Origin of the sequence: Nocardia lasii, assembly GCF_042658545.1 — a bacterium.
GTDB lineage: Bacteria > Actinomycetota > Actinomycetes > Mycobacteriales > Mycobacteriaceae > Nocardia > Nocardia lasii.
This window is the reverse complement of sequence record NZ_JBHSQN010000014.1, coordinates 126,611-141,260: the sequence shown is the minus strand read 5'-3', so window position 1 is coordinate 141,260 and position 14,650 is coordinate 126,611. Positions and strand designations below refer to the sequence as shown.

The 14,650-nt window shown below is 67.4% G+C and carries 15 protein-coding genes; 8 read left to right on the top strand and 7 right to left on the bottom strand.

Translation table 11 applies throughout. The annotated features are described in order from the left end of the window. Positions 1-3: 3 nt before the first annotated feature. Positions 4-798, bottom strand: coding sequence for an ABC transporter ATP-binding protein (locus ACFP3H_RS21230; RefSeq protein ID WP_378608647.1), 795 nt, complete (start codon positions 796-798; stop codon positions 4-6). 267 nt (positions 799-1,065) lie between these two features. On the opposite strand from ACFP3H_RS21230, the gene ACFP3H_RS21225 reads away from it, so the two are divergent. After that, positions 1,066-2,085, top strand: coding sequence for an alpha/beta hydrolase (locus ACFP3H_RS21225; protein WP_378608645.1), 1,020 nt, complete (start codon positions 1,066-1,068; stop codon positions 2,083-2,085). A gap of 56 nt (positions 2,086-2,141) precedes the next feature. On the opposite strand, the gene ACFP3H_RS21220 is transcribed toward ACFP3H_RS21225, so the two are convergent. From ACFP3H_RS21220 to ACFP3H_RS21200, 5 genes are all read right to left on the bottom strand, one after another. Next, complete coding sequence (locus ACFP3H_RS21220) at positions 2,142-2,768, bottom strand: TetR/AcrR family transcriptional regulator (protein WP_378608644.1); 627 nt, start codon at positions 2,766-2,768, stop codon at positions 2,142-2,144. A 145-nt stretch (positions 2,769-2,913) separates the two neighbouring features. Further along, positions 2,914-3,270 carry a DUF3349 domain-containing protein gene (locus ACFP3H_RS21215; RefSeq protein WP_378608642.1) on the bottom strand — a complete coding sequence of 119 codons (357 nt, stop codon included), beginning with the start codon at positions 3,268-3,270 and terminating at the stop codon, positions 2,914-2,916. An 11-nt stretch (positions 3,271-3,281) separates the two neighbouring features. Beyond that, positions 3,282-3,563, bottom strand: coding sequence for a hypothetical protein (locus ACFP3H_RS21210; protein ID WP_378608640.1), 282 nt, complete (start codon positions 3,561-3,563; stop codon positions 3,282-3,284). A 12-nt stretch (positions 3,564-3,575) separates the two neighbouring features. Then, complete coding sequence (locus ACFP3H_RS21205; RefSeq protein WP_378608639.1) at positions 3,576-4,751, bottom strand: inorganic phosphate transporter; 1,176 nt, start codon at positions 4,749-4,751, stop codon at positions 3,576-3,578. 72 nt (positions 4,752-4,823) lie between these two features. Continuing rightward, a complete protein-coding gene (locus ACFP3H_RS21200; protein ID WP_378608637.1) occupies positions 4,824-6,338 on the bottom strand; it encodes an ATP-dependent DNA ligase in 1,515 nt (504 codons plus the stop codon). A 96-nt stretch (positions 6,339-6,434) separates the two neighbouring features. On the opposite strand from ACFP3H_RS21200, the gene ramB reads away from it, so the two are divergent. From ramB to ACFP3H_RS21165, 7 genes are all read left to right on the top strand, one after another. After that, positions 6,435-7,841, top strand: a complete 1,407-nt coding sequence (ramB, locus tag ACFP3H_RS21195; RefSeq protein WP_378608636.1) for an acetate metabolism transcriptional regulator RamB — start codon at positions 6,435-6,437, stop codon at positions 7,839-7,841. 234 nt (positions 7,842-8,075) lie between these two features. Then, a complete protein-coding gene (gene urtA, locus ACFP3H_RS21190) occupies positions 8,076-9,326 on the top strand; it encodes an urea ABC transporter substrate-binding protein (protein ID WP_378608634.1) in 1,251 nt (416 codons plus the stop codon). Positions 9,327-9,401: 75 nt separating this feature from the next. Continuing rightward, entirely contained in the window at positions 9,402-10,286 is an 885-nt protein-coding gene (gene urtB, locus ACFP3H_RS21185) for an urea ABC transporter permease subunit UrtB (RefSeq protein WP_378608632.1), read from the top strand. Further along, a complete protein-coding gene (gene urtC / locus ACFP3H_RS21180) occupies positions 10,283-11,410 on the top strand; it encodes an urea ABC transporter permease subunit UrtC (protein ID WP_378608631.1) in 1,128 nt (375 codons plus the stop codon). The genes urtB and urtC overlap by 4 nt, the downstream gene beginning before the upstream one ends. Then, entirely contained in the window at positions 11,407-12,213 is an 807-nt protein-coding gene (urtD, locus tag ACFP3H_RS21175) for an urea ABC transporter ATP-binding protein UrtD (RefSeq protein WP_378608629.1), read from the top strand. The genes urtC and urtD overlap by 4 nt, the downstream gene beginning before the upstream one ends. Then, complete coding sequence (gene urtE / locus ACFP3H_RS21170) at positions 12,206-12,898, top strand: urea ABC transporter ATP-binding subunit UrtE (RefSeq protein WP_378608628.1); 693 nt, start codon at positions 12,206-12,208, stop codon at positions 12,896-12,898. Before urtD ends, urtE begins: the two co-directional genes overlap by 8 nt. A gap of 15 nt (positions 12,899-12,913) precedes the next feature. Further along, positions 12,914-13,624 (top strand): GntR family transcriptional regulator, encoded by a 711-nt coding sequence (locus ACFP3H_RS21165; protein ID WP_378608627.1) that lies wholly within the window; start codon positions 12,914-12,916, stop codon positions 13,622-13,624. Here ACFP3H_RS21165 and ACFP3H_RS21160 read toward each other — a convergent pair whose 3' ends face one another. Beyond that, complete coding sequence (locus ACFP3H_RS21160; protein WP_378608625.1) at positions 13,625-14,503, bottom strand: NERD domain-containing protein; 879 nt, start codon at positions 14,501-14,503, stop codon at positions 13,625-13,627. Positions 14,504-14,650 lie beyond the last annotated feature (147 nt).

Below are 14,650 nucleotides of genomic sequence, written 5' to 3'. Positions count from 1 at the left end.
CACTCACGCCACTCCACCCCGCCCGAACAGCAGCTCGGACAGGTAGTCGCAGAGCTTGTGGAATTCCGGGGTGCGCATCATCTCGGGCGTGCGCGGGCGCGGCAGGTCGATCTCGACCAGTTCCAGCACCCGGCCGGGGCGCGGGCTCATCACCGCGACCACGTCGGAGAGGAACACGGCCTCGCTGATGCCGTGGGTGACCATCAGGGTGGTGGCGGGCTTCTCGGTCCAGATGCGCAGCAGCTCGAGGTTCAGCCGCTGGCGGGTCATGTCGTCGAGGGCGCCGAAGGGCTCGTCGAGCAGCAGCACCGAGGGCTGCACCACCAGGGCGCGCGCGATCGAAACCCGTTGGCGCATACCGCCGGACAGCTGCGCGGGCTTGGCCTTCTCGAAGCCCTCCAGACCCACCAGCGCGATCAGCTCGGCGATGCGGTCCGGTTCGGCGGGCAGCCCGGCCACCTGCAACGGCAGCCGAATATTCGATTCCACGCTGCGCCACGGCAGCAGCGCCGAATCCTGGAACGCGATGCCGAGCTGATGGCCGCCGCGCAATTGCGCCGGGCTCAGCCCATTGATCCGCGCCGTTCCCGCACTCGGTTCGTCCAGGCCGGCCAGAATGCGCAGCACCGTCGATTTGCCACAGCCCGAGGGGCCCAGCAATGACAGGAATGCGCCGTGCGCGGTGTGCAGATCGACCGACTCGAGCGCGTTGACGGTGTTGCGGCCCACCTTGAAGGTCTTGCTCAACCCGCTGATCTCGATCCCGGTGGTCGCGCTACCGGGGATTTCCTTACCCATGCTCGTCACCATAAGAGCGCCCGGTTGCGGTGGGATTTCCTGAGCGGGGTCGATATTGCGTCGTCGTTAACCGTGCGCGTGGTAAAGCTAAAGCGTGCTCGAGGTCACCCAGAAAAGTGAACCAGTAACGATTATGTCTCGGCGGAGGACATAGAATGTCAGAGGATCTGCCAGCCTGGAGCTTGTCGAACCGATAGGGTCGCACAAGCTGGGGAAACACTGCGATGACGTGCCCGACAGGGCCGTGGACTGGAACCGACTGTTCGAATGAAGCTCTCTGCACTCCGTACTGTGGCCGTGATGCGCACGACCGCCGTCGCCCTGACCGCCGCGCTGTCGGTGGCCGTGGTCGCCGGTGGCTCCGCTGCCGCCGAACCCGAGAAGCCCTCGGCCGTGTCGTCCATCGTCAAGGACGGGCGCACCTGGCATCTGAAGGTGTACTCGGCGGCGATGAAGAAGGACATCACTGTCGACGTGCAACGTCCTGCGGACGAGTCGACACCCGCCCCCAACTTCTACATGTTCTCCGGCCTCGACGCCGGTGAAGGCTCCGCCAGCTGGCAAGCCCAGACCGACGCGCTCGGCTTCCTCGCCGACAAGCACGTCAATGTCGTGCTGCCCATCGGCGGCCGCGGCAGCTACTACGCCGACTGGCAGCAGGAAGACCCGAAGCTGGGCCTGAACAAGTGGAGCACCTTCTTCACCGAGGAGCTCCCGCCGCTGCTGGACAAGACCCTCAACTCCACCGGCCTGAACTCGCTGGCGGGCCTGTCCACCTCCGGCACCTCGGTGCTGCAGCTGGCCGAGCAGAAGCCGGGCCTGTTCAAGTCCGTCGCCGCCTACAGCGGCTGCGCGCAGATCGCCGATCCGATGGGCAAGCAGTTCGTCAAGTTCTCCGTGGAGGCCTGGGCGGGCGGCAACACCCAGAACATGTACGGCCCGGACAACGATCCGGCCTGGGTCGCCAACGACCCGGTCATCAACGCCGAGAAGCTGCGCGGCACCAACCTGTTCATCTCCAGCGGTAGTGGTCTGCCGGTGATGGAAGACGTGCGCTACTACACCGAGGGCAACGGCCCGATGGGCGTGGTCAACCTCGGACTCGGTGTCGCCATCGAGGCCGCGACCAATGCCTGCACCGCGAACCTGAAGACCAAGCTGGACTCCCTCGGGATCCCGGCCACCTACATGTTCAACCCGGTCGGCACCCACTACTGGCCGTACTGGGAGCAGGCCCTGCACGAGTCATGGCCGATGCTGGCCGAGGGCATGGGCATCCCCGCCTGATCTCTCGCACACGAAACGGGAGGCATCCGCACCGGATGCCTCCCGTTTTTCGTCGGCTAGGTGGGCAGGACCGCCGGTGTGCGCACGGTGAGCCCGGAGCGGATGAAGTAGGCGATCTCGTCGCAGATCTCGTCGACCGAGATCGCGGCGCCGGGCACGCTGGTGTGCACCATTTCCTGGGCCAGCGAATTCACCGCGCCGATCACCGCCAGCCCGAACAGGTGCAGGCTGCGCGATTCGGCCTCGCCGCGTTCGGCGGCCCGCTGGGCCTCCCGGGTGAGCAGCGCGGAGATGGCGCGGCGTTGCGCGCGCCGCCACTCCTCGACCACCGGGCTCACCCCGACGACCTCGACATAGAACACCCGTGCCGCGCGCCGATCCCGGCAGGTCACGGCGAGAAACGCGCGGAAACTCTCCACCACGCGCACCACCAGCGGCTGCTCGTTGGTGCGCTCCAGTGCCTCGTCGAGGCGGCGCAGCGCGGCCGAGTTCAGCCGGTCCACCAGCGCGATCAGCAGCGCCTCGCGGCTGCCGATGTCCTCGTAGAAGCTGCGCGTGGACACATTCGCGGTCGCGCACAGGCGTTCGATCGAGGTCGCCGAATAGCCCTGGGTGCCGAAGAGTTCCAGCGCCGCGTCGGTCAATCGGGTGCGGCGTAGCGCGACCCGCTGCTGGCGCGACAATCCACCGTAACTACGTCCACCATCGGTTACATCCGCGCGCCGAACCACGGGTGAATGCTAGCGCGCACGCAGGCGCCGCCCCGGCGATTCGGATTGTCGAACTTTGCGAATTACCGTGCCGCACCGAATTTTCGGCGCGCGCGGATCAATTCTGTTCGGAAGTGGGTTCACCGTCGTCGAGCGGTTCGTCCAACGGCCAGCCGCCGGCGGCCAGATGTTCGGCCACCCTTGTCACATCGGCGGGCGCGGGCTGCTGCTTGGCGAAATCGGCGATGGCCGCGGCGATATCGGACTCGCTGATCGCCTCGCCCTCGCGGTAGGCCTCCACGAGCCGCTCCGCGATCACCACCACCTCGTAGTCGGTGAGGTGGCGGTGCAGCACCGCCAACAGCGCCACATAATCCGATTTCGGAATGCCCTGCGGGTATCCGGCGCGCAGCCAGTCGAGCACGCGGGCGAGCACATTGGGCCGTACCGGGCCGGGGGTGGTCGGATCGGACATCGGGTCCTCGCTCATGATTGGCCGAACAGGTGAATACCGAACTGATGGGCGATGAAAGCCTTGGCGGTGAACAGGATTCCGGAGATCACCACCACGACGATCGCGACCATACAGAGCAGCGCACCGGTGAGCGCGACGTAATTACGGCGCACCTGACCGTCGGCGCCGACGGTCTCGGCCTGTGCCCACCAGCGCACCGCGAAGGCGAACACCGCCGGTACTCCGACGCCGAGGACCAACGCCGCGATCAACACATCCCACAGTTCGCGCAGATTCAGCCACAGTGTGTGCATGGAATGTGCCTCCTATCCCATCTGCTTCTGATCATCGGTCCGGGCCGGTTCGACCGTGTCCCATTCCTCGTTCACGTTGTGGTGGTCGACCGGGGCCTTGCGGGAACGCCAGTAGATGCCGAGCCCGCCGCTGATCAGTACAGCGAAGACTACGAGAACTCCGGCCAGCCCGCCGATCAGGTGGGCCAGCGCCCAGCAGATCGCGCCCACGATGCCCGCCGCGGGCAGCGTCAGCAGCCAGGCCACCACCATCCGGCCCATCACGCCCCAGCGCACCTCGGCGCCCTTGCCGATGCCGGAACCGAGGATCGAGCCGGTGGCGGTCTGGGTGGTCGACAGCGGCAGGCCGAAGTGCGCGGAGGTCAGGATGATCGCGGCCGAGGTCGACTCGGCGGCCAGTCCCTGCGGCGCCTCGATCTCGACCAGGCCCTTGCCCAGGGTGCGGATGATCCGCCAGCCGCCCAGGTAGGTGCCCAGCGCGATCGCGACCGCGCAGCTGGCCATCACCCACAGCGGCATGTGGTCGTCGGCGTCGATCGAGCCGTAGGCGACCAGCGCCAGGAAGATGATGCCCATCGTCTTCTGCGCGTCGTTGGTGCCGTGCGCGAGCGAGACCAGCGAGGCCGAACCGATCTGGCCCCAGCGGAAGCCCTCGTCGGTCTTGTCGGTGCCGACCCCCCGGGTGATCCGGTAGACCAGGAAGGTGCCGATGGCCGCGACCAGTGCGGCCACCACCGGCGCGAGCACGGCGGGCAGCACGATCTTGACCAGCACGCCCTCGGTGCCCGACACCCAGATCACGCCGCTCCACCCGAGCGCGGCGATGGTCGCGCCGATCAGGCCGCCGAACAGCGCGTGCGAGGAACTCGACGGCAGCCCGAGCAGCCAGGTGAACAGGTTCCACAGGATGCCGCCGACGAGGCCGGCGAAGACTATGACCAGCAGATCCTGCCCGTGCACCTCGTTGAGCCGCACGATGCCCTTGGCGACGGTGGCGGCCACCGCCACCGACAGGAAGGCGCCGACGAGGTTCAACAGGCCCGCCACCGCGACTGCCACCTTCGGCTTCAACGCGCCGGTGGCGATCGAGGTGGCCATCGCGTTGGCCGTGTCGTGGAAACCGTTGGTGAAGTCGAAGAAGAGAGCTGTGACGATGACAATCAACAGGACCACTAGTTCGGCGCTCACCCGAACAGTGTGTCGTATGCTGCGCCCGGATTGCCAAACTGTTGCGGGAAAGTCTCGCTGATCTGCGCGAGTTCAGCCCGACGGCATGGCGAGTCCGCGCACCGTGTCGATCGTGTCGGCTTCGTCCGGTTCCTTGTCGGGCCGGTAGCGCACCACGCGGGCGAAGCGCAGCGCCACGCCGCCCGGATACCGCGTGCTCGTCTGCACCCCGTCCAGCGCGACCTCCACGACGATCCCCGGCCGCAGATACACCGTCTGGGCGTCGCGGTGGGTTTCGTGGCGGGGGAACTCCTCGGTCTGCCAGCGCAGCAGTTCGTCGGTGAGGCCCTTGAACGTCTTGCCGACCATCACCGGCTCCCCCGTCACCGGATCGCGCGCGCCCAGGTGCAGGTTCGACAGGAATCCCGTCCGCCGCCCGTAACCCCACTCCGCGCCGAGCACCATCAGGTCGAGGGTGTGCGCGGGTTTGATCTTCTGCCACGCCTTGCCGCGCCTGCCCGCCGCGTACGGCGCGTCGAGGGACTTGACCATCACGCCCTCGTTGCCGACCGCGAGGGCGTCGTCGTAGGCCGCGGCGGCCGCTTCGGCGTCGGGGGCGACGAGGGCGGGGATGCTGTGCTCGCCCGCGACCTTCTCCAAGGCCGCGCGACGGGTCGCGAGCGGTTCGTCGATGAGGTCGGTGCCGTCCAGGTGCAGGCAGTCGAAGAAGTAGGGGTGCAGCTGTCGGGGGTCGCCGATGGTGGCGAAGCGGCTCATCGTCTCCTGGAACGGGCGGGGGCGGCCCGCATCGGTGAGGGCGAGGGTCTCCCCGTCCAGGACCACGCTGGTGCACTCGAGGGTTCGGACCAGTGCCACGAGTTCGGGGACACCGGCGGTGATGTCGCGCAGGGTTCGGGTGAACACCCGCACGTCGTCGCCGGCGCGGTGCACCTGGATGCGGGCGCCGTCGAGTTTGTGTTCCACGCTGACGCGGGGGCCGAGTTCGGCGAGGGCCTCGTCGAGGGAACCGCCGGGCGAGGCGAGCATCGGGGCCACCGGACGACCCACTTCCAGGCGGAATTCCGACAGGGCCGGTTCGCCGCCGGACAGGGCGGCGATCGCAGTGGTGGGCAGGTCGCCCGAGAGCATGTGGGCCCGGCGCACGACCTCGACGGGGATCGCGGTGGACTGCGCGAGCGCCTCCACCACGACCGCGGCGAGCGCGCCCTGGCGCAACTCCCCGGTGAGCAGGCGGATCAGGAAGGACTGCTCCGGCGCGGTGGCGGCGGTGAACAGGTCGGTGAGCAGTTCGCGGCGGCGAGCGGTGGAGCCCTTGCCGCCGAGGCCGGTGAGCTGGGTGAAGAGGGCGTCCACCGCTTCGACCGTGAGGCTCGCCTCGGCACTGCGCGGGGTGTCGAGTCCGGCGACCGTGCGCCAACCCGCGCCGATGCGGCCCTGCACCAGCTCCCCCGACAGCCACGCCACCACGGTGCCGATCTCGTTCGGGCCCGCGACCTCGAAAAGCCCGGCCAGCTCGGCGATCTTCGCCTTGCGTGACCGGGTGGCTCGGACGGCGTCGGAGGCCGCAACGACATCGCTGAACAGCACCTCACGACCCTAACGCGGGGGTCCGACAGAAACCGGCGGGGCGCGGTTGCTAACAATCGCTTGGCAAGGCTGTGAAATCGCCCCTAAACTGGACATATGGCCAAAACGTATGTCGGAGCGCGGCTGCGTCAGCTGCGCACCGAACGCGGACTGAGCCAGGTGGCGCTCGCGCAGAAGCTGGAGATCTCGGCCAGCTATCTCAACCAGATCGAACACGACGTGCGCCCACTCACCGTGCCGGTGCTCACCCGCATCAACGACGTCTTCGGCGTCGACCCCACCTTCTTCTCCGCCCAGGACGACACCCGCCTGATCGCCGAGCTGTCCGAGGTCGTGATGGACGCCGAGCTCGGCATCGAGGCCGACACCCAGCAGATCGCCGACATGGTCTCGGCGCACCCGTCGATGGCGCGCGCCCTGGTGGCCCTGCACAACCGCTACCGCAACACCAGCGCCCAGCTCGCCGCCGCCACCGAGGACCGCTTCGCCGACGGCTCCGGCAGCGCCGCGATCTCCAAGCCGCACGAGGAAGTGCGCGACTACTTCTATCAGCGCCAGAACTACATTCACGAACTCGACACCGCCGCAGAGGATCTCACCGCCCGCATCCGTTTCCACGGTGGCGAGGTGAGCACCGAGATCGTGCGCCTGCTGCGTTCGCACGATGTGCGGGTGATCGAGCGCATCGACCTCGGCGAGGGCGTGCTGCACCATTTCGACCCCGAGACCAGGCAGCTCGAGATCTCCCCGCACCTGTCCGGCGGGCAGCGCACGTTCAAGCTCGCCGCCGAACTCGCCTACCTCGAATGCGGCGCCCTGCTCGAAAAGCTGGTCGACGAGGGCAATTTCGCCTCCGAAGCCTCCCGCAAGCTCGCGATGCTGGGCCTGGCGAACTACTTCGCCGCGGCGATGGTGTTGCCCTACACCCACTTTCACGATGTAGCCGAGAACTTCCGCTACGACATCGAGCGCCTGTCGGCGTTCTTCTCGCAGAGTTTCGAGACCATCTGCCACCGCCTGTCCACCCTGCAACGCCCCACCCTGCGCGGTGTCCCCTTCTCCTTCGTGCGCGTGGACCGCGCGGGCAATATGTCGAAACGCCAGTCCGCCACCGGTTTCCACTTCTCCGCCAGCGGCGGCACCTGCCCCCTGTGGAACGTCTACGAGACCTTCGCCTACCCCGGCAAGATCATGACCCAGATCGCCCAGATGCCCGACGGCCGCAAATACCTCTGGATCGCACGCACCGTAGAACGCCGCGCCACCCGCTACGGCCAACCCGGCAAAACCTTCGCCATCGGCCTGGGCTGCGAACTACGCCACGCCGGCCGCGTCGTCTACGCCGACGGCATCGACCTCGGCGAAGCCGCCGCCACCCCCATCGGCGCCGGCTGCCGAGTCTGCGTCCGCGCCAACTGCCCCCAACGCGCCTTCCCACCCCTGGGCAAAGCCCTAGACATCAGCGAACACCGCAGCTCGGTCTCCCCGTATCTCATCAAGTAACGCCACCTCTCCGGCCCGGTCGGCCTGTGTGGATGAACAATTCACATGGATGAAACAGACGAAACGGGCATGTGATCGGGCGATATTCCGGGGCAACATCGCCCGTTTACTGTTCGCACCACGAATACAGCTTCTGTATACAACTCGGTGTACATCCAGTCCCGGGGCAGGCAGCGGCGGTATTCGTTGTGGCGCGTGTGGCGCCGCCGTAACACCTGATGAGGAGAACGCCCCATGTCTGAAACCCGTTTGGTCAAGGCACTTTCAGTGTCTGCCGCGGTGGCCGTCGCAGGCCTGCTGCTCACCGGCTGTGGTGCGCGCGATGACGCGTCGGAAGGCTCGACCGCCGCCTCGTGCGTCGACACCACCAAGGACACCATCAAGGTCGGCTCGCTGCACTCGCTGTCGGGCACCATGGCCATTTCCGAAGTCACCGTGGCGAATTCGACCAAGCTGGCGATCGACCAGATCAACGCCGCCGGTGGCGTCAACGGCAAGAAGATCGAGATCGTCCTCGAAGACGGTGCCTCGGATCCGAAGACCTTCGCCGAGAAGGCGGAGAAGCTGATCAGCTCCGACTGTGTCGCCGCCGTTTTCGGTGGTTGGACCTCGTCGAGCCGCAAGGCCATGAAGCCCAAGTTCGAGAGCCTGAACTCGCTGCTCTACTACCCCGTGCAGTACGAGGGCCTGGAAGATTCCAAGAACATCTTCTACACCGGCGCCACCACCAACCAGCAGATCATCCCCGCGCTGGACTACCTGAAGCAGAAGGGCATCACGTCCCTCTACCTGGTCGGCTCGGACTACGTCTTCCCGCAGACCGCCAACCGCGAGATCAAGGCCTACGCCGCGGCCAACGGCATCGAGATCAAGGGCGAGGACTACACCCCGCTGGGCTCGACCGACTTCTCCACCATCGTGAACAAGGTGCGTGCCGCCAAGGCGGGCGCGGTGTTCAACACCCTCAACGGTGACTCCAACGTCGCCTTCTTCCGTGAGTACACCAACGCCGGTCTCAAGGCCGCCGAGATGCCGGTCGTGTCGGTGTCGATCGCCGAGGAAGAGGTCGCCGGTATCGGCGCGCAGAACATCGCGGGCCAGCTGACCGCCTGGAACTACTACCAGACCATCGACACCCCGGCCAACAAGAAGTTCGTCGCCGACTACAAGGCCGCCTTCGGCGCCGACAAGCCGACCTCGGACCCGATGGAAGCCGCCTACGCCTCGGTCTACCTGTGGAAGAACACCGTCGAGAAGGCCAAGTCCTTCGCCGTCGCCGACATCCAGGCCGCGGCCGACGGTGTCAGCTTCGAAGCCCCCGAGGGCCTGGTCACCATCGACGGCTCCAACCACCACATCACCAAGACCGCCCGCATCGGTGAGATCCGCCCCGACGGCCTGATCTACACCGTCTGGGATTCCGGCACGGCCATCACCCCGGACCCGTACCTGAAGTCCTACGAGTGGGCCAAGGGCCTGAAGTAAGTCGCCCGAAGGTGGTGGGACGCGCCTGATTCCGGGCGCGTCCCACCACCGTCCATCTTTGCTAGGAGTCCTGCAATGGACGTGCTGATCAGTCAGCTCTTCACCGGGCTGAGTCTGGGATCCATTCTTCTGCTCGCCGCGCTCGGCCTGTCGTTGACCTTCGGTCAGATGGGCGTCATCAACATGGCGCACGGCGAGTTCATCATGGCCGGTTGCTACACCACTTATGTTGTGCAGCAGATCTTCTCCTCGGCCGGCGTCTCGCTCGTCGTGTCCCTGTTCATGGGGTTCTTGATCGGTGGCCTGCTCGGCGCCGCCCTGGAAATGGGGCTCATCCGCTACATGTACGACCGCCCGCTCGACACCCTGCTGGTCACCTTCGGTGTCGGCCTGGTGCTCCAGCAGGCCGCGCGTGACATCTTCGGCGCCCCCGCCAAGAACGTGCTCGTCCCCGAATGGCTCAGTGGCGGCATCACGATCGCCGGTGCGGTGGTCCCCAAGACCCGCATCTTCATCCTGGTGTTGGCGATCGTCGCGGTGACCACGCTGGCCGCCGTGCTCAAGACCACCCCGATGGGCCGCCGGATCCGCGCCGTCGTGCAGAACCGCGGCCTGGCCGAAACCAGTGGCATCTCCAGTCGTTTGACCGATATCAGCACGTTCTTCATCGGTTCGGGCCTGGCGGGTGTGGCCGGTGTGGCCCTCACGCTGATCGGCTCGACCAGTCCCACCATCGGCCAGAGCTATCTGATCGACGCGTTCCTCGTTGTCGTGATCGGTGGCCTCGGCCAGATCAAGGGCACGGTGATCGCGGCGTTCGCGCTCGGCCTGCTCAACTCGTTCATCGAATACTCCACCACCGCGTCCATCGCGAAGGTGATCGTGTTCGTGCTGATCGTCATCTTCCTGCAGGTTCGCCCGCAGGGCCTGTTCACCGTGCGGACGAGGAGCCTGGCATGACCGCACTCACCGACCGTCTGCGCGAATATCCGCGCCTGACACCGCTACTCGGCTTCGGCATCGCGGCGATTCTGCTGTTCGCTGTCGCCCCGGCGGTTCTGAGCGATTTCCGTCTGAACCTGCTCGCCAAGTTCCTCTGCTTCGCCATCGTGGCCGCTGGCATCGGATTGGCTTGGGGCCGTGGCGGCATGCTCACCCTCGGCCAGGGCGTGTTCTTCGGCATCGGCGCCTACATCATGGCCATGCACATGCAGCTCGCCGACGCCGCGCGCCTCGGTAACGAGGTCCCGGAGTTCATGGAGATCTCCGGCATCAGCACACTGCCGGGCTTCTGGCAGCCGTTCAGTTCCGCGCCGGTCGCCATCATCGGCATCCTGGTGCTGCCCGCGCTGGTCGCGGCGGTGCTCGGGTACGGCGTGTTCAAGCGGCGGGTGCGCGGCGCCTACTTCGCCATCCTGAGCCAGGCGCTGGCCGCGGCGCTGGCGATCCTGCTCACCGGCCAGCAGGCCATCGGCGGGTTCACCGGCCTGTCGGACTTCCGGTCCTTCTTCGGTTTCCGCCTGTCGGATCCGGCCAACCGCCAGATGCTGTTCTTCATCGCCTCGGCCACGCTGCTGCTGGTGGTGGCGCTGATCCGTCAGCTCAACCGCAGCCGCTACGGCGAACTGCTGGTCGCGGTGCGTGACGCGGAGGAGCGCGTGCGCTTCCTCGGCTACGACCCGGCCAACGTCAAGATCGTGGCGTACGTGGTGGCGGCCTTCCTGGCCGGTATCGCGGGCGCGCTGTTCACCCCGATCGTGGGCATCATCTCTCCCGCCGACATCGGCGTGATCCCCTCGATCGCGTTCCTCATCGGCGTCGCCATCGGCGGCCGCACCACCCTGCTCGGCCCGATCCTGGGCGCGATCGGCGTGGCCTGGGCGCAGACCTCGCTCTCGGAGCAGTTCCCGTCGGGCTGGACCTACATGCAGGGCATCCTGTTCATCGTGGTCGTGGGCTTCATCCCCGCCGGTCTGGCCGGGCTGTGGCCGATGGTCAAGGGCTGGCTCGACAGCCGTAAGAAGCTGCCGCCCGCGCCCACCGAACCCGCTGTCGTCACCGAGGAGAAGGTGGAAGCGCGATGACCACGCACGAACCCAAAGCCGGTGGCAACGCGGGCATGGACAGCGACTACCTCGAAATCCGTGGCCTCACGGTCAGTTTCGACGGTTTCAAGGCGGTCACCGACGTCGACCTGACGGTGCTGCAGGGCGACCTGCGGTTCCTGATCGGCCCGAACGGCGCGGGCAAGACCACCCTGATCGACGCCATCACCGGCCTGGTCCCGGCCACCGGTTCGGCGCAGAAGGCCGGGGTGGAACTGCTCGGCAAGAAGGTGCACCAGATCGCGCGCCTGGGCATCGGGCGCACCTTCCAGACGGCCAGTGTCTTCGAGCAGCTCACGGTGTTGCAGAACCTCGATATCGCGGCGGGCGCGGGTCGCTCGCCGTGGTCGCTGCTGCGCACCCGCAAGGGCGTGCTGCCCGCGATCGAAGAGGCTTTGGAGACAACGGGTCTCACCGCCCTGCGGGACAAGCCCGCCGGGGTGCTGGCGCACGGACAGAAGCAGTGGCTCGAGATCGGCATGCTGCTGGTGCAGAACGCCTCGGTGCTGCTGCTCGACGAACCCGTCGCCGGCATGAGCGCCGAGGAGCGCGAGGAGACCGGAAACCTGTTGCGCCGCATCGGCGGTGACCGCGTGGTCATCGTCGTCGAGCACGACATGGACTTCATGCGCTCCTTCGCCACCTCGGTCACCGTGCTCGCGGGCGGCAAGGTGCTCAGCGAGGGCAGCGTCGAACAGGTGCAGGCCGATCCGAAGGTGCAGGAGGTCTACCTCGGCACCGCGAATCTGGCTGGGACAGACAAGGAGTCGGCCGATGCTTGAACTACACGAGGTCCATTCCGGTTACGGCCGCACCGAGGTGATCCACGGTGTGACCATGACCGTGCCCGACGACAGCGTGGTCGCCATCATGGGCCACAACGGCGCGGGCAAGACCACCCTGCTGCGGACCGCCGTGGGTCTGCTGCCCACCAAGTCGGGCACCATCACCTTCGACGGCGAGAAGATCACCAAGCTCTCGCCCTCGCAGCGGGTCAAGCGCGGCATCGGCTACGTGCCGCAGGGTCAGCAGAGCTTCGGTCAGCTCACCACCGCGGAGAACCTGCAGGTGGTCGCCGACGGACGTAAGCGCGGCAAGGCGCTGATCGACGAATCCCTCGACCTGTTCCCCGCGTTGAAGGACCTGCTCACCCGCAAGGCCGGGCTGCTCTCGGGCGGTCAGCGTCAGCAGTTGGCCATCGCGCGGGCGCTGATCACCGAGCCGAAACTGCTCATCCTCGACGAACCCACCGAGGGCATCCAGCCCTCGGTGGTCGCCGAGATCGAGCGCACCATCATCGAATTGACCCAGCGTGGCGGTTTGAGCGTGCTGCTGGTGGAACAGCACATCGGCTTCGCCCTGCAGGCCGCCCAGCACTACTACGTGCTGCATTCGGGCCACCTCGGCTCGTCCGGGACCGGCGGCGCCGGTGCCGAATCCGCGGTGCGCGCGGCGATGGCGATCTGAACGCAGCCCACGCACATGGGACGCAGGGGGCGGGTCTCGCTGGCCGAGCGTGTCTACGAGGAGCTACGCCACGACCTCGCCACCGGCACACTGCAGCCCACCGAACGACTGCGGGCCGAACGGTTGGCCCAGCGCTACGGCGTCTCGCGCACTCCGGTGCGCGAGGCGCTGGCGCGACTGGAGGCCGACGGCCTTGTCCAGCGCCACACCGACGGCCTCTACCTCTACCGTCCGCGCCTGGACGAACTCGATGAGCTCTACGAGCTACGAATCGTGTTGGAATCCCGGGGTTTCCAACGCATCGCCGCCGGGGGTTCGGTCCAGGTGCACGTTCCCGCCGCGCACGATCTGCCCACCGTGCGCGCCGAACTCGCCCGCTGGCGCGAGTACCGCGACACCCCGCCGGAGCCCGGCCCCGACCTGGTCGCCGCCGACGAGCGCTTCCACACCGAATTGCTCAGGGCCGCAGGTAATCCCGCGCTCGTCGAGGCGCTGACCGCCGTGTACCTGCGGGTGCGCCCGGTGCGCACCATGGACGTCCCCACCGCCGAGCGCGTGGCCGCCATGACCGCCGAGCACATCACCATCGCCGAACAGGTGCTCGCCGGCGACGACCAGGCCCTGCAGACGCTGACCGCGCACATCCAATCCTCGCGCGCGCATGTGCGCGTACGCGCCGAGCAGGCGATCGCCTTCACCAAACTCGGTCGCGCCGTACGGGATTGATCAGCACTGCTGCTGGAACGGGAAGCACTCGGTCTTGCGCGGGGTCGGCGTCGGCGCGTTGGTGGTGCTCTGCGAGGTGTCCGACATCGGCCGCGGGCGCGGCGACTCCTCCAGCAGCGCCATCCCGGCCACCAGGAACACCACGAACACCCCCACCAGGGCCGCCGCGAACAACCCGATCCCGACGAAACGGCCGTGGCGGGTGGGGTCGCTCGGCGTCGGCGGCGGCGCGCTGACCCGGCGCACCGGGACCACCACCGGCTTGGGCTCGGGGCGGTTGGCCGCGAAGCCCTCCTCGACCAGCTCGGCGCGCGAGGGCGGTTCGGCCACCCCCAGCGCCGTGCACGTGGTGAGCACGCGATCCACGGTCCAGCCGGGCGGGCCCGCCGAGAAGTTGCTCAGGTACGTCCGAAGTTCGTGCGCGTCAACGGTATTGGCGACCACCACGTCCAAACCGGGCCGCAGCACCGTCCGTGCGGGCCGGACGACCACGCCCCGGTACGGCACCAACACCACCGCCCCGCAGACGTGCCTGCTGTCCTGCAACGCCTGTTCCAGCGCCACCCGCACCGCGTGCACCCCGTGCTCCACCCGGTCGGTGAGCCCGCTCGACGGCTCGGCGTCCAGATCCAGCGGACTGTCGCTGATCATCCAGCCGCCGTCGGCCGTCATGGCCAGCAGCCCGCTCTGGCGCCGCCGGAAACCCTTCACCTCGAGCACCGTGATCCCGCGCGGGGTCACGATCACCGCCCCCAGCCGCCGATCACCCACCCGGCAATCGACCAGCGCGAGCCCCGTACTCGCGAAGTCACGCAGGCATTCCACGAGCTCGCGCTCGGCGCCGGTGAGCTCTGCACCAGGTCTGATCCGAACCAGCATGTGCGATGTTCCCCTACCAGTGCTGCGTCCTCACACCGCCGCTGCGCGCTGCGGTACCCACCGATCATGACGCGCAACTGTTCCGAAAACCACTGGAAACCAAAGAAAATCGGTGTGAATACAGGAGCGGCCTCCGGTATCGATACC

What these genes read in the sequence shown, in the direction of transcription:
- ACFP3H_RS21230 (WP_378608647.1), bottom strand. Translation starts at nt 798, where the DNA reads ATGGGTAAGGAAATCCCCGGTAGCGCGACCACCGGGATCGAGATCAGC.
- ACFP3H_RS21225 (WP_378608645.1), top strand. Translation starts at nt 1,066, where the DNA reads ATGAAGCTCTCTGCACTCCGTACTGTGGCCGTGATGCGCACGACCGCC.
- ACFP3H_RS21215 (WP_378608642.1), bottom strand. Translation starts at nt 3,270, where the DNA reads ATGTCCGATCCGACCACCCCCGGCCCGGTACGGCCCAATGTGCTCGCC.
- ACFP3H_RS21210 (WP_378608640.1), bottom strand. Translation starts at nt 3,563, where the DNA reads ATGCACACACTGTGGCTGAATCTGCGCGAACTGTGGGATGTGTTGATC.
- ramB (WP_378608636.1), top strand. Translation starts at nt 6,435, where the DNA reads ATGGCCAAAACGTATGTCGGAGCGCGGCTGCGTCAGCTGCGCACCGAA.
- urtA (WP_378608634.1), top strand. Translation starts at nt 8,076, where the DNA reads ATGTCTGAAACCCGTTTGGTCAAGGCACTTTCAGTGTCTGCCGCGGTG.
- urtB (WP_378608632.1), top strand. Translation starts at nt 9,402, where the DNA reads ATGGACGTGCTGATCAGTCAGCTCTTCACCGGGCTGAGTCTGGGATCC.
- urtC (WP_378608631.1), top strand. Translation starts at nt 10,283, where the DNA reads ATGACCGCACTCACCGACCGTCTGCGCGAATATCCGCGCCTGACACCG.
- urtD (WP_378608629.1), top strand. Translation starts at nt 11,407, where the DNA reads ATGACCACGCACGAACCCAAAGCCGGTGGCAACGCGGGCATGGACAGC.
- urtE (WP_378608628.1), top strand. Translation starts at nt 12,206, where the DNA reads ATGCTTGAACTACACGAGGTCCATTCCGGTTACGGCCGCACCGAGGTG.
- ACFP3H_RS21165 (WP_378608627.1), top strand. Translation starts at nt 12,914, where the DNA reads ATGGGACGCAGGGGGCGGGTCTCGCTGGCCGAGCGTGTCTACGAGGAG.
- ACFP3H_RS21160 (WP_378608625.1), bottom strand. Translation starts at nt 14,503, where the DNA reads ATGCTGGTTCGGATCAGACCTGGTGCAGAGCTCACCGGCGCCGAGCGC.